This window comes from Amycolatopsis sp. (assembly GCF_036008905.1).
Classification (GTDB): Bacteria; Actinomycetota; Actinomycetes; order Mycobacteriales; family Pseudonocardiaceae; genus Amycolatopsis.
In genome coordinates this window covers 31,951-48,779 of the sequence record NZ_DASYMU010000042.1, presented here as the reverse complement: position 1 = coordinate 48,779, position 16,829 = coordinate 31,951, and the positions used below count along the sequence as shown (strand labels likewise).

The following is a 16,829-nucleotide window of genomic DNA, read 5'->3' as shown; positions in this document are numbered from 1 at the left end:
GTGAGTGGCAACAAGGGTTAGAACACTCGTAGCCACTCACGACCCACGCTGGGTCAGAACGGCTCCCCGAAGCCGACGGCCTTGGTCTCGACCGTCCCGGCCGTCTTCCCCGGCGCGCTCTGGTGGGTCCAGTAGAGGTTCGTGTGCGCGATGACCTGGTCCGGCAGCGGCGCGCCCCACTGCGACTTGTCCCCCGTCGTGTGGGCGTCGCTGACCAGGGTCGTGTCGTAGCCCCTCGCGAACGCGCCGTGGATCGTCGAGCGGATGCACGCGTCGGTTTCCGCGCCGACGACGACGAGCCGCCCGACGCCCAGCTCCGACAGCGTGGTCTCGAGGTTGGTGCCCTCAAAGGCGTCGCCGTGGTTCTTCGCGATGAGCGACTCCGCGTCGCCCGGGGTCAACTCGGGGACGATCCGCCACTCGTCGCTTCCCTGCACGAGGTGCTCGTCCGAGTGCTGGACCCAGACAACGGGGATCTGCTCCTGCCGCGCTTTTTCGACAAGGCCACCGATGTTCGCGACGACGACATCGCGTTCATGGGCTTCATGGACGACGCCTTGCTGCACGTCGACCACGAGAAGTGCGGTGTTCGGGCGGTTCTCGAGGGTGGTCATGAGCTGCGCCTCCTCAGTACTCCGTGGTTAGGAACGCGCCCAGGTTAGAGGCCGACGCCGACAATTTCGCGCAACCCACTTCTGGATCGCTTCGGTCACCAGCGACAATGGAGGATGTGACTGCCCTCGTCGAGACGAAACCCGCCCTGAAGATCGGCCCCTACCAGGTCGATCCGCCGGTGGTGCTCGCGCCGATGGCAGGCATCACCAACGTCGCCTTCCGGCAGCTGTGCGCCGAGTACGGGGCCGGGATCTACGTCTGCGAGATGATCACCGCCCGTGCGGTCGTCGAGCGCCATCCCGGGACCATGCACATGATGACCTTCGGCGAACACGAAACGCCCAGGTCCATGCAGCTTTACGGAGTCGACCCGAAGACCATGGGCGAGGCCGTCAAGATCATCGTCGGCGAAGGCCTTGCCGACCACATCGACAGCAACTTCGGCTGCCCGGTCGCCAAAGTGACGCGTAAGGGTGGCGGGGCGGCACTGCCGTTCAAGCGCAAGCTGTTCGGCAACATCGTCAAGGCGTCGGTCGCGGCCGCCGAGTCGGCCGGGGTGCCGTTCACGGTGAAGTTCCGCATCGGCATCGACGAGGATCACCAGACCTACCTCGACGCCGGGCGCATCGCCGAGGCCGAGGGCGCGGCGGCGGTTTCGCTGCACGCCAGGACTGCGGCGCAGCGGTACTCCGGTCAGGCCGACTGGTCGGCGGTCGCGCGGCTGAAGGAAGCCGTCACGACGATTCCGGTGCTGGGCAACGGCGACATCTTCTCCGCCGACGACGCGCTGCGCATGATGGCCGAGACGGGCTGCGACGGCGTGGTCGTCGGGCGTGGGTGTCTCGGCAGGCCGTGGCTGTTCGGCGAGCTCGAAGCCGCGTTCGCCGGGCGTCCCGTCCCGCGGGGCCCGAACCTCGGCGAGGTCGGTCGCGTGCTCAGGCGGCACGCGGAGCTGCTGGTGGAGCACGACGGCCCCACCAAGGCCATGCGTGACCTGCGCAAGCACATGGCGTGGTACCTCATGGGCTTCCCGGTCGGCTCAGAGCTGCGACGCGGCTTCGCGCTGGTGACGTCGTTGGAGGAGCTCGACGGCCTCATCGGACAGCTCGACCACGAAGCGCCGTTCCCGACGGCAGCCGAAGGCCCGCGCGGGCGTCAGGGCTCGCCCGGCAAGGTCACGCTGCCGCACGGCTGGCTCGACGATCCCGACGACGACTGCGTTCCCGAAGCCGAAGAAATGCACTCGGGCGGCTAAACCACTAACGGGGGACTTAGGCCAAATGGCCGTAACGTCCCTCCTCGCAGGCTCGACCCTTCGGCTACAAGACAGCCGAAGGGAATTGTCATGACTCAGCCCAACCTCTACCCGCCCCAGACCGGCCCCGCCGTTCCCCGCAACGGCCTCGGTACCGCGGGTTTCGTCCTCGGCCTGGTGGGCCTGCTCATCGCCATCATCCCGATCGTCGGCATCGTGGCGTGGCCGATGGTCATCCTCGGGTTGATCTTCTCCATCATCGGGTTCTCCCGCGCCCGCAAGGGCGTGGCGACCAACAAAGGGCTAGCGATCGCCGGAATCGTGTTGTCCGCCATCGGTTTGCTGGTCTGCGTCCTGTGGGCCGCCGCGTTCGGCCAGGTCGCGGCGGACGTCAACGAGGAAGCCAACCGCGTGGCCACCGTGCAGTACGAGGTGACCGGTGACGCCAAGAACGTGACGATCAGCTACACCACGTTCGGCGAAGGTGTCAGCAGCAACCAGGAGCCCGTCGCGACGCTCCCGTGGTCGAAGCAGTTGGACACCAAGGGATTCATGAAGGGCGGCTCGCTGACGGTCACCACCGGCGAAGAGGGCGGGACCGTGACGTGCAAGGTCGTCGTCGACGGCAAGGAAGCCAAGACCGGCACCGCGACCGGGCCGTTCGCGCTCGCGACCTGTTCGGACTTCTAGAACTTCACCACAAGATGCTCCTCGTCGAGTGACGCCGGTTCCAGGGACACGGTGGTGAGCCGCCGCGCCAGCGCGAGCAGCCAAGGCGCCTGCTCACTTCCGTTGCCCTGCAACGGTTCTCCCAATTCCTCGACATGCGATGCGAGCGAAGCCGGCACGTCATCATGCGGGCGGAAACCCACGCGCGATTCCCCGGATTCGTAGTGGTAGAACTGCGTGTTTCCCCTGGCGCACCACTGAACACAGACGACTGTCGTCTCCGCCGACAGCGTTTTCAGTTGCCCTTGGAGGTTTCTCTTGAGCTCACCGAACTCGATCGCGACCACCCACTCACCGTCGACACGCAGCGCGGCTTGGGACGTGTCGCTCAACTCCACCGGGCCGGGATGTGACTCACTGCCGAACACGGCGGCGACCGCGTGGATGTCGGTCGTCCGCACGTAAGTGACGATGGCCGCCGGAGCGAGCCAATGCCCGGTAATCCACTCCGGACGCTTACCGACTCCGGCGGAACCTCGCGGCGGCGCCGGATCACCAAGTGTGGCCATAGCTCGAAGGTTAAGTTCCGCCCGTCCTTCAGGACTTTTCGCCAAGGCCAAGCCGGCCGAGTACAACGCCTGGAACGCCGCGGCCATCGAACTGGCACTGCGCAAGGCGCGAACAGCTTCCAGCGCACGGATAGCCGGCCATGCCGTCGGGCCGATTTCCGAGGCTTCATGGGTTGCCCAACGGATTCTCTCGTCGAGATCAGCCTCCGCCACCTCCCCGATTTCGCAGACTTCGGTGACGTACTCTGCCGCGACGCGCGCGACAGCGCGAAGTGAAACATCGCCCGCCGTCCGCAGCGCGTAACCCAGCAAAGGTTCCTGGTACGTCAAGCTTTCGTACTGGGGATCCACCTCGGCTCGGACGTCCTCGACCAGCTCGACGACCGGGTACACCGTGAACTCACCCTGCAACCACTCAGGTTCGACGGCCTGCCCGGTCACGCGCGCGGCCAGCGCGAACATCAACTCGACCCAGCGGTCGTCGTCCCAGGGCAGATCCGCGCGGATCTCTTCCAGACAGTCCGGATCGGCGCCGTAGCGCCAGTTCGGTGCCATCGCTTCGAACGCCGTCTGTACTTGTCCGTCCCGCGCATAGCTGAACCTGGTCAGCGCGTTGACGTTCCAATAAGCACTGACGGCGAACCCGAGTCCACGAAGGACCTCCACCCGCGAGCCCTGCCAGCCGTTGCCCTCGACGGCCACGATCCACTCGCCCTGACGCCGGACGGCGACCACCGACTCGCCTTCGAACTCCGTCCAGATCTGGTCGAGACACATCTCACGCGCCTGCTCGACCTGCCCGCCGAACGCGCGGGCAACCGTCTCGGAATCGGTCGATCGGGCCAATGTCAGGCACCCCGCCTCGCCGATCTCGCTCTCCACTACCCAATCGAATGACTCAAGCTCACCGTCAGTCCCCATAATCTCCCTTTTTAGCAGGGCCCTACGACACTCATCGCGGTAGCGATGCGGTCGCGGTTGTAGTTGGGTGAGCCGAGTGGATGGCACCCCTGCGGCAACCGAGACCGAACAGATCGTCTTCGTCACCGAAGACGGCGAACCGACAGGCGAAACCGGCGACAAACTGGCGAGCCATCACGACCGGACGAAGCTCCATCTGGCGTTTTCCTGTTACGTCTTCCGGCGGAGCGACAACGCGCTGCTGATGACCCGCCGCGCGCTCACCAAGAAGGTGTGGCCCGGTGTCTGGACCAACAGCGTCTGCGGGCATCCGCTGCCCGGCGAAGCGCTCGAGGACGCCGTGGTGCGGCGCGCGGAATTCGAGCTGGGTATGACCGGGCTCACAGCTCTCGAGTGCGTCGTCCCCCGCTACATTTACCGGACTCCGCCGTTCAACGGGATCATCGAGCACGAGTTCTGCCCGATTTTCGTCGCGTACGCCGACGCCGACCCGGAACCCAACCCGATCGAGGTCGACTCGTTCCAATGGCGCACCTGGCCGGAATACACCCATTTGCTGCATGACGAGCGGCAGAACATGAGCTACTGGGCCAAGGATCAATACCCGTATTTGGAACATTTGCCATACTTCGCATCGCTTGGTAGATCAACAACTCCAGCGAGTGACGAAGACCGGGCCGCATCGACCACTTGAGCGATTTTCGCTTTCGACCGTACTGATACCTCAAGAGCTCACCCCAGTACGACGACAAACTGTTCGTGACGGAGGTGACCATGTCGCAACCCAAGGCCGCGCTCGTTCCGAGCCAGGCCGGACCGAGCGACCTGCTGGCACTTCACGAATCCATTGCCGGGCTACTCGCGACCCAGGGCGATTGGCGGCGCGCGTACCAGCATCTGCGCGCCGCGTTCGACATCTCGCACGCGGGCAGCCTGCGGGATTCGCTGACGGCGAGCTACAACCGCCGCTACCTCGACCAGCGGCTGCACGGTCTGCTGGCCGACCACCAGGGCCGGGACGGCATCGCGATCGCGCTGATCGACCTGGACCTGTTCAAGCATGTGAACGACACCTTCGGCCACCTCGTCGGTGACGACGTGCTCCGCCAGGTCGCCGCGCTCCTGCAGGAAGGCCTGCCCACCGGTGCCTTCTGCGCCCGCTACGGCGGGGAGGAGTTCGCGCTCGTGCTGCCGGACGTCGACGCCGACACCGCGGTCAAGATGGCCGAGGACGCCCGAGCCCGCGTCGCGCGCTTCCCGTGGTCGAGCTTGAGACCCGGCCTGCGGGTGACCATCAGCGTCGGGATCGCGCATGAGACGCGCCCCGCGTCCGGCCGCGTGACGGAGGCCGAGTGGCAACTCGTGCGCGCCGACACGCTCCTTTATGCCGCAAAACGGGCCGGCCGGAACATGGTGGCGTATCGGGATCGGGAATCCATCCAGATCGTCGAACACCCTCAGTAACGTTAAATTCAGCATTCCGCCAGCTGGGAACGTCGATCTTCACCAGATAGTGGCGATCACCCGCTGCGGAGGTACTGACCGTGAAAGAAATTCGCGGGAGGGTGTCGTCACGAGCCTCGGGTGTCCGTACGATAACGAAAAGGTCAGTACTGGCGGACCGTCAGTATGGCTGGGGCGACGCTCTTATTTGTTTGCTTCACCTGTTACGAGAGGAGACTGAGTGCCCGACGATCGACCCGACCACGGCACCGGTCCCCGCTCGGATGACGGTTCGGCGCACGGCCGCCCATCGCGGCACAAGCGTCGTCGTTCCATGGACACCTACGGCGGTATCAGCGTCTCCGAGGTGATGGCGAGGAGCACCGGGGAACAGGCGATCCCGTCGGCCGCCGACGTCGCCGCCGCGAAACCCCCGGCAGCCAGGCCGCCGGCCCCGAAGGCCAGTGCGCCGCGTCCGCCGGCACCTCGCACCCCAGTCCCCCCGAAGTCGCCCGCGCTGAAGCCACCGGCGCCGGTCAGGCGTCCCGTCGCGCCGCCGCAGGCCCCGCCCGCTCCGCCGGCGCAGGCGCCCAAGCCGCCGATGCCGCCCACGGCACGTCAGCCACAGCAGGCGCCGCAGTCGGGCTCCCACGCGTTGCCCGAGGACAGACCGCCGAGGCCTCGGCAGCCACGTCGTGCGGCACCCGAAATGCCCGTCGCCGACATGCCGACCCGCCGTCGTCCGCCTGTGCCCGCCGACGTGCCCGCGCCGCCACAGGCATCGAAGGCGCCTCAGCCGCCGCAGGCAGCTCAGGCCCCGCAGGCGCCGCGCGCTCAGCAGCCGCCGCGTCCGCCGCGCCGTCCCGTGTCCGCTGTCCCGGTGCCGCCGCGCGCGGAGCTGGACCCGTTGACGATGACCGACCAGATGGAAGCGATCGACGACGCGACCGCGGTCCGCCACAAGATCGACAACACGCTGGCCAGGTTCTCGGCGGCCCACGACGAGATGAACGCCGAAGAGGACGAACGCAAGAAGCGCCGTGAGCGCCTCGCGGCCCGTCCGGCGGCGTTCCTGGACCAGACCCGCACCGCCTTGCAGCGGGTCATCGCGACCTCGCCCGAACCGGACGCCGCCACGAGGGCGGAAGCCGACAAGGCACCGCAAACCCGGCTGCAGGAAAAGAAGCAGCGCCGCAGCGAGCGGTCGATCCTGATCACCCGGATCGCCACCGCCGTCCTCGCCGCGATCGTCCTCATCGGCACGGGCGCCGCGTGGGGCACGAAGAGCTGGTACGACTCGCAGTTCAACAAGGTCGCCGCGCTCGACGAGAACTCGGCCGACATCCAGAACGCGGCGGGCCAGACCGGCGACGAGAACTTCCTCATGGTCGGCTCCGACACCCGTGACGGCGCGAAGGCGGAAGACGGTGTCGGCGACGCCACCGAAGCCCCCGGCGCCCGCTCGGACACGATCATGATCGCGCACATCCCCGCCGACAGGCAGCGCGTGGTGATGGTCTCCTTTCCGCGTGACCTCGAAATCGCCAGGCCGGAATGCAATCGCTGGGATCCGATAACTTCCCAGTACAGCAACGAAAAGTCGCCCGCGCAGAAGATCGCGAAACTGAACACCGCGTATGCCGTCGGCGGTCCGCAATGTGTCACGAAGGTGATCCAGCAGATCACCGGAATGAAGATGACGCATTTCGTCGGAATCGATTTCAACGGTTTCAAGGAAATGGTCGACGCGGTACAGGGCGTGACCATCCACACCGATATCCCGATCGACGACACGGTGTTGGGCAAGGTTATCCCGCAGGCGGGCGATATCCGGATCACCGGCGACCAGGCACTCAATTTCGTGCGGGCGCGGCATGTCAAGGGCGACATCACTTCGGACTACGGCCGGATCAAGCGGCAACAGGAGTTCATCGGCTCGCTGTTGAAAGCGGTGATGTCCAAGGAGGTCATGCTGAACGCCGGCAAGATCACCGGGTTCGTCACCGCGTTCGCGAAGGCCACCTTCGGCGATAACCTCGGTGTCGACCAGATGTTGACGCTGGCGCAGTCGATGCGCGGGCTGAGCGCCGAAAAGATCAACTTCCTCACCGTGCCGACGACGGGCAACTCCAACGCCCGCGGCAACGAGGTACTCGTCCCGAGCAAGGCGACCGGAATCTTCCGTGCTCTCATCGAAAACGTCGCACTGCCCGACGACAAGGCGGCCGCGCCGCCGGCCTCCACGAGTGCGGCCGCGCCGAGCAGCAGCACGAAGTCGACCGGTTCGAAGAAGACCTCTACCGGCTAGGGCGTGTCTTGTGGATCTTGTTCGATGGGATTCGTGATCCACAAGACACGCCCTGACATGCCGTTCTGCCAACGAATTCGTTAGACCGGGTTCATGTCCGGTTCACCCGGCGATGCGGCATTGGAGTATCGCTGCACGTAAGGTGAGGCCATGCGCGAGGCTTACCATGTCGAACTCGAACAACTGGCCGGGAACCTGGCGGCCATGTCCCTTCAGGTGGCGGATGCACTGGAGCGGGCCACCAAGGCACTGCTGGAGGTCGACCTCGGCCTTGCCGAGCAGGTGATCAGCGACGACCAGAAGGTCGACGACGCGAGGGCCGAGTGCGAGGAGCAGGCGTACGCGCTGCTCGCCCTCCAGGCGCCCGTGGCGACCGATCTGCGGACCGTGCTCGCCGCCATCCACGCGGCGGAAAGCCTGGAGCGGATGGGCGACCTGGCGCTGCACGTCGCGAAGGCGGCCCGCCGGCGTCACCCCGAGCCCGTGCTGCCGGAGTCGGTCCGCCCGTACTTCGCCGAGATGGGCGCGGTCGCCGTCGCACTGGCGCGGCAGGCCGAACAGGTCATCAAGAACAAGGACATCGAGGCCGCGCGGTCGCTCGAAGCCGCCGACGATCAGGTCGATGACATCCACAAGCACCTCTTCACGGTGATCATGGACCGCGATTGGCCCTACGGTGTCGCTGCCGCCGTCGACGTCACACTGCTCGGCCGCTTCTACGAGCGCTACGCCGACCACGCCGTTTCCGTCGCCCGCCGGATGGTCTTCGTCGTCACCGGCAAGATGCCCGGCTACGGAGCCAACGAAGACGTGTAAGGCCCCGCACTTTCTCGCTTAAGTGCCCTCCTTCACGAAGTGAGAGAGGGCACTTAAGCGAGAAAGTGCCACCAGTGGCTATCCGAAGCGGCCGGAGATGTAGTCTTCGGTCGCTTTTTCGTTGGGGTTGCTGAAGATCTTCTCCGTGTCGTTCAGCTCGACGAGCCGTCCGGGCTGGCCGACGCCGTAGAGGTTGAAGAACGCCGTCTGGTCCGAAACACGCGCGGCCTGCTGCATGTTGTGGGTGACGATGACGATCGTGTATTCCTTCTTCAGCTCACCGATGAGGTCCTCGATGGCGAGGGTCGAGATCGGGTCGAGCGCGGAGCACGGCTCGTCCATCAGCAGGACGTCGGGCTGCACGGCGATCGCGCGGGCGATGCAGAGTCGTTGCTGCTGCCCGCCCGAGAGGCTGCCACCGGGCTTGTTGAGCCGGTCCTTGACCTCGTTCCACAGGTTCGCCCCACGTAGCGCGCGCTCGGCGATGTCCTTGAGCTTGTCCTTGTTCTTGGTACCGGCCAACTTCAGCCCGGCGACGACGTTGTCCCCAATGGACATTGTCGGAAACGGGTTGGGGCGCTGGAAAACCATGCCGATGGTCCGGCGCACCTGAACAGGGTCCACATTGGACGCATAGATGTCCTCGCCGTCGAGCAGGACCTGTCCTTCGACCCGCGCGCCCGGGATGACCTCGTGCATCCGGTTCAGCGTCCGCAGCACGGTGGACTTGCCACAGCCGGACGGGCCGATGAACGCGGTGACGCTACGCGGCGGCACCTGGAGCGTGACGTTGTCCACGGCGTGGAACTTGCCGTAGAAGATGTCCACGTCTTTGACATCGATTCGCTTTGCCATAGCTCACTTCTTCTTCGGGGCGACCACGCGGGAGATCACCGTGGCGAGGAGGTTGATCAGGGCGATGATGATCACCAGGGTCAGTGCGGCACCCCAGATCCGTTCGAAGCCGACAGTGCCGACACTCATCGTGTTGGTGACGCGTTCGTTGTTCATCAACAGCGGCAAGGACGCCATTTCGCCCTTGAAGATGTTCCAGTGCTCGAATGCGGAGTAACCGACCAGCACCAGCAGCGGCGCGGTCTCACCCATCACCCGGGCCAGCGCCATCATCACGCCGCTGATGATGCCGGACAATGCCGTGGGGAGCACGATCTTGATGATCGTCTTCCACTTGGGCACGCCGAGGGCGTAGGAGGCCTCGCGCAGGTCGTCCGGGACGATCCTCAGCATCTCCTCCGAAGACCGGACGACCACCGGGATCATCAGCAACACCAGTGCGAGCGACACGGCGAACGCGCTGCGCGGCAAGCCGAACGTCGTGATCCACAGCGCGTAGATGAACAGCGCCGCCACGATCGACGGGACACCCGAGAGGATGTCCACCATGAACGTGGTGACCTTGGCCAGCTTGGTGCCACGGCCGTACTCGACCAGGTAGATCGACACCAGCAGCCCGAGCGGCACGGCGATGATCGCGCAGACGATGCCCTGCAGCAACGTTCCGATGATGGCGTGCAGCACACCACCACCGACCTCGTCGGACAGGACCGAACCGAGGTCCTCGGTCCACCAGTTGGAGAACGGGATCCGGGTGATGCCGTTGGCGACCACGGTGTAGAGCACCCACACCAGCGGGACGACGGCGATCAGGAACGACAGCCACACCAGCACGGTGGCCACGCCGTTCTTGGCCTTGCGCGCCAGGCTCACCTGCTGGAAGGCGGGGGTGGTGATGGGAGCGGACAGCGAAGTTGACGTCGTCACGGTCTCAGTCCCCCTTCTTGTCGGCGATGATGGCGCGGGCCGCGAAGTTGACGAGGAACGTCAGCAGGAACAGCACCAGACCGGCCGCGATGTAGGCACCGGCGGAGGTCGGGTTGTTGAACTCGCTGTAGTTCGACGCGATCTTCGACGCGAACGTGGCGCCACCGTCGAAAACACTCCAGTCGAAGAAGGAGCCGACCGGAATGAGCAGGATGACGGCGAGCGCGATCGTCTCACCGAGCGCCCGGCCGAGGCCGAGCATCGAGGCACCGATGTAGCCGGCCTTGCCGAACGGCAGGACCGTGGTGCGGATGACCTCCCAGCGGGTGGCGCCGAGCGCGAGCGCGCCCTCGATATGCGGGGTGGGCGTGCGCTCGAACACCTCCCTGGTCAGCGAGGTGATGATCGGCAGCAGCATCACGGCGAGCACGACGCCCGCGGTGAAGATGGTGCCGCGCACGCTCGGCGCGACGTTGCCGGGCGCGAAGACCGGGAACCAGGAGAAGGTTTCGTTGATCCAGATGGCGAACGGCTCGATCGCCGGCGCCAGCACGAGGATGCCCCACAGGCCGAAGATGATCGACGGCACCGCGGCGAGCAGGTCGATGATGTACGCGAAGGCCCTGGCCAGTCTCTTCGGCGCGTATTGGGTCAGGAACAACGCGATCCCGAGCGAGACCGGCATCGCGATGATCAGCGCGACCAGCGAGGTCGCGATGGTGACCTGCAGCAGGTCCAGAATGCCGAAGCTCATGTTGGTCGGGTCGTTGGTGGACCACGCCCGGGAGAACAGGAAGCTCGCGTTGTTGGCTCGCAACGCGGGGATCGCCTGCACCAGGAGGAACAGGCCGATCAGGCCGATCAGCGCCACCACGAAGATGCCGGCGCCGGTGGTCAGGTTCTTGAAGATGCGGTCGCCAGGCCGCACCTTGGTGCCCTTTTTGCTGGCTATCGGCCCAGAAGAACTGCCGTCTGGTGGTGCCGGCGCCGCTGGTTGCTCCGAAATCTGGCCCTCCGGAAGTGTTTGCGCCGACGACGAACGCCCACCGGGGTCGCCGGTGGGCGTTCGCGTCGAGGATGACTCGCTCATCGACTATCTCTGTCCAGCCCGTCTTTACTCAGGTTCGCTACCAAGTGAAACATCGGTCAGCTATCAGGCGATAGCCGCGATGGCGGCCAGAACCTTTTCCTGCAGCGTGGACGGGATCGGCACGTAGCCCTTCGCGGACAGCGGCGCCTGGCCGTCGGTCGCGGAGACGTTCAGGAACGCCTTGACGGCCTTCGAGACGTTCGGGTCCGAGTACTTGGAGCAGACGATCTCGTAGGTCGTGAGCAGCAGCGGGTACGCACCCGGGGTGTTGCTCCCGTAGATGCCGGCGAGGTCGAGCGCCAGGTCGTTGGAGCCAGGGGTCTTGAACTTGGCAGCGTCGAGTGCCTTCGCGACGTTCGTCGCCGAGAGCTCGACCGCGCCGGAACCGCTGTCGAGCAGAGCGGGGGTGAGGCCGTCCTTGGCGAAAGCGCCCTCGACGTAGGTCACGGCTCCGTCAGCGGCCTTGACCGCCTGCGCCACACCATTCGAGCCGGCCGCACCGTTGCCGACGCCGCCCTTGAACGCCTTGCCCGCACCCTGGGTCCAAGCACCCTTGGAGGCGGCGGTCAGGTACTGCTGGAAGTTGTCCGTGGTGCCCGACTCGTCGGACCGCGAGACGACCTGGATGGGCTTGTCCGGCAGTGTCAGGCTTTCGTTGCCCTTGACCGCCTTGATGGCCGGGTCGTTCCAGTTCTTGATGCCACCGTTGAAGATCTTCGCGGCGACCTCGGGGGTCAGCACCAGCTTGTCGACGCCGGTCAGCTTGTAGGCGATGGCGACGGGGCCGACGACCAGCGGAAGGTTCCATGCGTCGCTCGCGCAACGGGCCTTCGCGGCGGCGACGTCGGCACCGGACAGCGGGGAGTCCGAGCCACCGAAGTCGATCTGGTTGGCGTTGAACTGCTTGACGCCGGCACCGGATCCACTCGGGTTGTAGTTGACCTGCGCGCCGGGGCACTTCTTGCCGTACTCCAGCGAGAAGATGTCGATGGCGTTCTTCTGCGCGGAGGAACCTTCCGCGGACAGTGGGCTCTTGCCACCGCAGTCCACCTGTGCCGTACCGGTCGCCGCGGGAACCGCCGGCGCCGAAGCGCCGGTGTTGCTTGCCGCGGGGTCGGAGCTACAGGCGGCGAGCACGAGGGCGGCGCTCGCCAGAATGCCAACCGCGCTCATCGGCCGCATGATCTTCACTGCATTTCCTCCAGTAGGAGAGATCGAAGTCGCGCGGTCGACTCGCCGCGTCGAATTCGGACAGTAGGCAGCGACAATGGCCGGTCGGCCGTGTGCGGATGAACGGAAAGTGAACAAGCCCCCGGATGTGAGCAGTGCTACTCCTGCCGAGAGCTTCCCGTGTCCTGGTCGTGACCTGCGGGTTTGCCCTGTGTGACGAGGCGCTGTCTCTGTGTTGATCCGAGGCTATCTGGCGTACTGCACATCGACCTGATAACGAGTGAATCCCAGCTTTTCGTAGACGGCGAGTGCCGGTGCGTTGTCGCCCTCGACGTACAAGATGAACTGCCGGAGTCCGAGCTCGCTCAGGTAGCGCAATCCGGCCAGCGTGAGCGCCTTGCCGAGGCCTCCGCCCTGCGCGCCGGGGTCGACACCGACGACGTAAACCTCGCCCACCGGCTCACCCTTGAACTCCTTCGGGTTCGGCGGGTGCACTTTCGTCCAGTGGAAGCCGACGACTTTGCCGTCGGCGTTCTCCGCGAGGAAGAAGCCCGCCGGGTCGAACCAGGGGTCGTTCTCGGTCGCCTTGAGTTCTTCGACGGTCAGACTGCCCTGCTCGGGATGCCAGTCGAAGGCGCGCGCGTTGACGTCGATGAAGGCCTGCTCGTCCTTGCCCACCTCAAACGTCCTCAGCCGGACGCCTTCGCGCAGGACGGGTTCGGGCCAGCTGCCGGTCTCCGTGTGCAGCACGAGCAGCTCACGGGCCCGGGAGAAGCCTTCCCGCTCGGCCAGGCGCGCGGCCGCGGGGTGATCGCCGTGCGACCAGACACGCAGGTTCTCCGAGGGGAGCATCCGGACCATCGCCGCGCCGAAGCTCTTGCGCCGGTGCGCGGGGTGCACGAACAGCTCGGCGACCTGACGGCCGAACGAGTCGCCCTCGGTGTCCAGAAACGCATAGCCGACGAGTTCGCCGTCGGCGCTCGCCAGCAGGTGCTTGCCACCGGAGAAGCCATCGGCCTCGGGCTTGCCGTCGGCTTCCCGGACCGCGCTCAAGAACTCACGGACCCGGCGTCGGGAATCGGCATCCAGCTCTTCGGACCAGACCGCGTTCAGCATCCTTGAATGCTACTGCGGGGACAATTACGTCGAGGAGAGTTCGCTGGGCTCGAAAACGGGCTCCGGCACGACGGCGGGCGGCGGGCCTGGCGGCTTCGGGACGCCCTTGGACGGCCGCTCGAACTTGTAGCCGACGTTGCGCACGGTGCCGATCATCTGCTCGTGCTCAGGGCCGAGCTTCGCGCGCAGCCGCCGCACGTGCACGTCGACCGTCCGCGTGCCACCGAAGAAGTCGTAACCCCAGACCTCCTGCAGCAGCTGCGCGCGAGTGAAGACGCGACCGGCGTGTTGCGCGAGGTATTTGAGGAGCTCGAACTCCTTGTAGGTCAGTTCGAGGGTGCGCTTCTTCAGCCGCGCGGTGTACGTCGCCTCGTCGATGACGAGCTCGCCGACCCGCAGTTCGGCGTCGACCTGGGCCGAACCGCCGTCCCTCGTCGTCGCCAGCCGGAGCCGGGCGTCCACCTCGGCGGGGCCGGCGGTGGGCAGGAGGATGTCGTCGGTGCGCCACTCGGCGCTCACCGCGACCAGTCCCCCTTCACCGACCACGGCGATGATCGGGGTGGCGCCTTCGTCCTCGCCGGTGCCCTTGAGCAGCCGGCACAGGCTTTTCGCGGAAGCGAGATCGGTGCGCGCGTCCAGGAGGATGACGTCGCGATGACCGGCGTCCAGGAGGGCTGTCACCTCGGGCGCACGTACACGCACGGTGTGCGGAAGGAGGTCGAGCGCGGGCAGTACCGCGGTCGCGTCAGCTTCCGCCGTAAGCACCAAAAGGTCCAGGCTCATCGCCACACCGCCTTGTCATTTCGTCGCCTCGAACATGGCTACGGTCGGTGCTAAGTGAGAATAGCGGGTGAACCGGCGAAACACCTCCCCCCTGCCGAGTCCATCACACCTGGTGGGACCGTGAAGCAGGCGGAAGCTGCCCTCGAAGGCGACAGATCGGATGTAATGGTGACCAGGCCAGTAGCCCAACAGGACCGCCAGGCCCCCCGGCCGGACAGCCGCAAGCGAGGCCGCCGCGCGAAGCGGTGGATCATCGTCTTGGTCGTGCTGGCAGCCCTGCTCGTCGGCGCAGACTTCGGTCTGGCCGCCTTCGCCGAGCACACGATCTCCCAAAAGGCCCGTGAACAGCTGAGCCTCGCCGACGATCCGTCGGTCACCATCCACGGCTTCCCGTTCACCACGCAGGCGCTGTCCGGCGACTACAGTCAGATCACCGTCTCCGCGGCGGGCGTCACCGTCGGCAAGCTGCGTGACGTCGATCTCAGTGCCGAGCTGAACAACGTCACCGCGCCGCTTTCGGACCTGCTCAACGGCAACACCAAGACGATCAAGATCGGGGAGCTCGAAGGCTCGGTCACGATCAAGGCCAGCGACATCGCGCGCATCTCGCCGCTCGACAACGTCGAGGACCTCAAGATCGAGCCGTCCACCGAGGAGTACGTCAAGACCGGCAAAGACACCATGTCCGACCAGGAGAAGAAGGAAGACGCGCAGCAGGACAAGACCGCGGCCGGCGTCCGCCTCTCCGGTTACGTGCAGATCGCCGGGACGAAGGTCGAGATCTTCTGCTTCGCGATGATTCAGGTCAAGGACAAGGCGATCAGCATCAGCCCGGAACGTCTCCAGTTCGGGAATGACAAGGAGACCACCGTCGTTCCAGCCGAAGTGCAGAAAGCGCTACTGCCGAACTTCGAGGCGAAGATCGACGGCGGCAGCCTGCCGTTCAACGTGCAGCCGACGGCGGTCCGCGTGAACAGCGGGTCGGTGACACTCAAGGGCAAGGCCAACGACGTGACGTTCAGCGGAACGCCAGTGACAGGGGGATAGCCGATGCTGGGTCTGTGGGTCGTGCTGGGCACACTCGCGCTGGGTTCGGTGGCCGGAGTCGTGCTCAAGGCACGCAACGGCCGCGTCCGCGCCGCGCGCCCGGCATCGGCGAAGCAGGCCCTGCCCGGTCCCGTCGCCGACGTGCTCGACCCGGCCGTCGCGGTGACGCTGGTGCAGATCTCCACCACGTTCTGCGCCCCTTGCCGCCACGCGAAGGCCGTGCTGTCGACGCTCGCTTCGGGCACCGAAGGACTGCGGCACGTCGAGCTCGACGTCACCGACCAGCCCGAAGTCGCCCAGGCGCTGGGCATCCTGCGCACGCCGACCACGCTGGCGCTGGCCGCCGACGGCCGTGAGCTGCTCCGCATCGGCGGGGTGCCCAAGGGCGCGGACGTGCTCGACGCGCTGCGGCCCCACCTCGCTCCGGCGCTATGAACGGACCTTTCCTTGCGCGAGACGCCAGGAAAGGTCCGTTCATACCGTCTGTGAGCTCTCGGACTCTGGGATTCGTCCCACGGTATGAACGTTGTTCCCACTCTGAGGGACCAGTGGGTACTCTCGACCTCGTGGACAAGCTGCCCGTCACCCTGCTGACGCAGCGCCGCGCAGTCGACCTGTGCCGCGTGCGTTCCAGCCTGTGTCGGGCTTTCCCGCTTTCGAGCTGAACCACGTCCGCCGAATCCCCTTTTCACGTGCGCTCGCACGCGTCCACCTCGCTCAACGCAGCCTCAAACGCAGGAGGTGCCATGTCAGCCGGACCAGCCGTCGACCCCAGGGGTCCCCGTTTCCAGGCCATCCTGACAACGGTCGTACTCGCGATAGTGCTCATCACCCAGGCATGGTGGTTGCTCGCGATCCAGACGGTCGTGTTCGCGATCGGCGCGTTCATCGGGTTGAAGGTGTCGCCATACGGCCTGCTCTACCGCTACCTGATCGCGCCACGGCTCGGCCCGACGACCGAGCGGGAGGACGCGGCGCCGCTGCGGTTCGCGCAGGCTGTCGGCTTCGTGTTCGGCCTAGTCGGCACGATCGGGTTCGTGACCGGGCTGACCACGCTCGGCATCGTCGCGACGGCGTTCGCACTGCTCGCCGCGTTCCTCAACGGCGCGTTCGGTTTCTGCCTTGGGTGCGAGATGTACCTGCTGCTCAAGCGGTTCACCCGCAGCCCGACCGGACAGGCGTCCTAAAACTTCCGTAAACCGTCCTGTGCTGTCTGGCGAAAAGATTCAAGAAAAAAGACCAACC

The 16,829-nt window shown here is 66.0% G+C and carries 17 protein-coding genes; 9 read left to right on the top strand and 8 right to left on the bottom strand.

The features are described from left to right. Positions 1–53: 53 nt before the first annotated feature. A complete protein-coding gene (locus VGP60_RS08415; protein WP_327547322.1) occupies positions 54–614 on the bottom strand; it encodes an isochorismatase family protein in 561 nt (186 codons plus the stop codon). 107 nt (positions 615–721) lie between these two features. Here VGP60_RS08415 and dusB point away from each other — a divergent pair, with 107 nt between their 5' ends. Then, the gene (dusB, locus tag VGP60_RS08410; RefSeq protein ID WP_327547321.1) at positions 722–1,870 is read left to right on the top strand and encodes a tRNA dihydrouridine synthase DusB; all 1,149 of its coding nucleotides are present in this window, start codon (positions 722–724) and stop codon (positions 1,868–1,870) included. 90 nt (positions 1,871–1,960) lie between these two features. Next, complete coding sequence (locus tag VGP60_RS08405) at positions 1,961–2,560, top strand: DUF4190 domain-containing protein (RefSeq protein ID WP_327547320.1); 600 nt, start codon at positions 1,961–1,963, stop codon at positions 2,558–2,560. Here VGP60_RS08405 and VGP60_RS08400 read toward each other — a convergent pair. After that, positions 2,557–3,990 carry a DUF6461 domain-containing protein gene (locus tag VGP60_RS08400; protein WP_327547319.1) on the bottom strand — a complete coding sequence of 478 codons (1,434 nt, stop codon included), beginning with the start codon at positions 3,988–3,990 and terminating at the stop codon, positions 2,557–2,559. The two genes, VGP60_RS08405 and VGP60_RS08400, sit on opposite strands and share 4 nt — an antisense overlap. Positions 3,991–4,105: 115 nt before the next feature. Between VGP60_RS08400 and idi the strand changes: the two genes are divergently transcribed. The 4 genes from idi to phoU all read left to right on the top strand — a co-directional run bounded on the left by idi (position 4,106) and on the right by phoU (position 8,596). Continuing rightward, complete coding sequence (gene idi, locus VGP60_RS08395; protein ID WP_414640309.1) at positions 4,106–4,723, top strand: isopentenyl-diphosphate Delta-isomerase; 618 nt, start codon at positions 4,106–4,108, stop codon at positions 4,721–4,723. 80 nt (positions 4,724–4,803) lie between these two features. After that, positions 4,804–5,493: a GGDEF domain-containing protein gene (locus VGP60_RS08390; protein ID WP_327547317.1), complete on the top strand. Its 690-nt coding sequence runs from the start codon at positions 4,804–4,806 to the stop codon at positions 5,491–5,493. An 859-nt stretch (positions 5,494–6,352) separates the two neighbouring features. Beyond that, entirely contained in the window at positions 6,353–7,780 is a 1,428-nt protein-coding gene (locus VGP60_RS08385) for an LCP family protein (protein WP_414640310.1), read from the top strand. 150 nt (positions 7,781–7,930) lie between these two features. Beyond that, positions 7,931–8,596, top strand: coding sequence for a phosphate signaling complex protein PhoU (phoU, locus tag VGP60_RS08380; protein ID WP_327547315.1), 666 nt, complete (start codon positions 7,931–7,933; stop codon positions 8,594–8,596). A 78-nt stretch (positions 8,597–8,674) separates the two neighbouring features. Here the strand turns inward: phoU and pstB are convergent, their stop codons facing one another. The 6 genes from pstB to VGP60_RS08350 all read right to left on the bottom strand — a co-directional run bounded on the left by pstB (position 8,675) and on the right by VGP60_RS08350 (position 14,537). Continuing rightward, positions 8,675–9,451, bottom strand: a complete 777-nt coding sequence (gene pstB, locus VGP60_RS08375) for a phosphate ABC transporter ATP-binding protein PstB (RefSeq protein WP_327547314.1) — start codon at positions 9,449–9,451, stop codon at positions 8,675–8,677. Positions 9,452–9,454: 3 nt separating this feature from the next. After that, positions 9,455–10,378 carry a phosphate ABC transporter permease PstA gene (gene pstA / locus VGP60_RS08370; RefSeq protein WP_327547313.1) on the bottom strand — a complete coding sequence of 308 codons (924 nt, stop codon included), beginning with the start codon at positions 10,376–10,378 and terminating at the stop codon, positions 9,455–9,457. A 4-nt stretch (positions 10,379–10,382) separates the two neighbouring features. Further along, the gene (pstC, locus tag VGP60_RS08365; RefSeq protein ID WP_327547312.1) at positions 10,383–11,306 is read right to left on the bottom strand and encodes a phosphate ABC transporter permease subunit PstC; all 924 of its coding nucleotides are present in this window, start codon (positions 11,304–11,306) and stop codon (positions 10,383–10,385) included. A gap of 225 nt (positions 11,307–11,531) precedes the next feature. Next, the gene (gene pstS, locus VGP60_RS08360; RefSeq protein WP_327547311.1) at positions 11,532–12,659 is read right to left on the bottom strand and encodes a phosphate ABC transporter substrate-binding protein PstS; all 1,128 of its coding nucleotides are present in this window, start codon (positions 12,657–12,659) and stop codon (positions 11,532–11,534) included. Positions 12,660–12,884: 225 nt separating this feature from the next. Then, on the bottom strand, positions 12,885–13,754 hold the full coding sequence (gene mshD / locus VGP60_RS08355) for a mycothiol synthase (RefSeq protein ID WP_327547310.1): 870 nt from the start codon (positions 13,752–13,754) through the stop codon (positions 12,885–12,887). 24 nt (positions 13,755–13,778) lie between these two features. Next, complete coding sequence (locus VGP60_RS08350; protein ID WP_327547309.1) at positions 13,779–14,537, bottom strand: response regulator transcription factor; 759 nt, start codon at positions 14,535–14,537, stop codon at positions 13,779–13,781. 165 nt (positions 14,538–14,702) lie between these two features. Between VGP60_RS08350 and VGP60_RS08345 the strand changes: the two genes are divergently transcribed. From VGP60_RS08345 to VGP60_RS08335, 3 genes are all read left to right on the top strand, one after another. Beyond that, the gene (locus VGP60_RS08345; RefSeq protein WP_327547343.1) at positions 14,703–15,584 is read left to right on the top strand and encodes a DUF2993 domain-containing protein; all 882 of its coding nucleotides are present in this window, start codon (positions 14,703–14,705) and stop codon (positions 15,582–15,584) included. A 3-nt stretch (positions 15,585–15,587) separates the two neighbouring features. After that, positions 15,588–16,019, top strand: coding sequence for a thioredoxin family protein (locus VGP60_RS08340; protein WP_327547308.1), 432 nt, complete (start codon positions 15,588–15,590; stop codon positions 16,017–16,019). Between the two features lie 311 nt (positions 16,020–16,330). After that, a complete protein-coding gene (locus VGP60_RS08335; protein WP_327547307.1) occupies positions 16,331–16,771 on the top strand; it encodes a DUF4395 domain-containing protein in 441 nt (146 codons plus the stop codon). Positions 16,772–16,829: the final 58 nt, after the last annotated feature.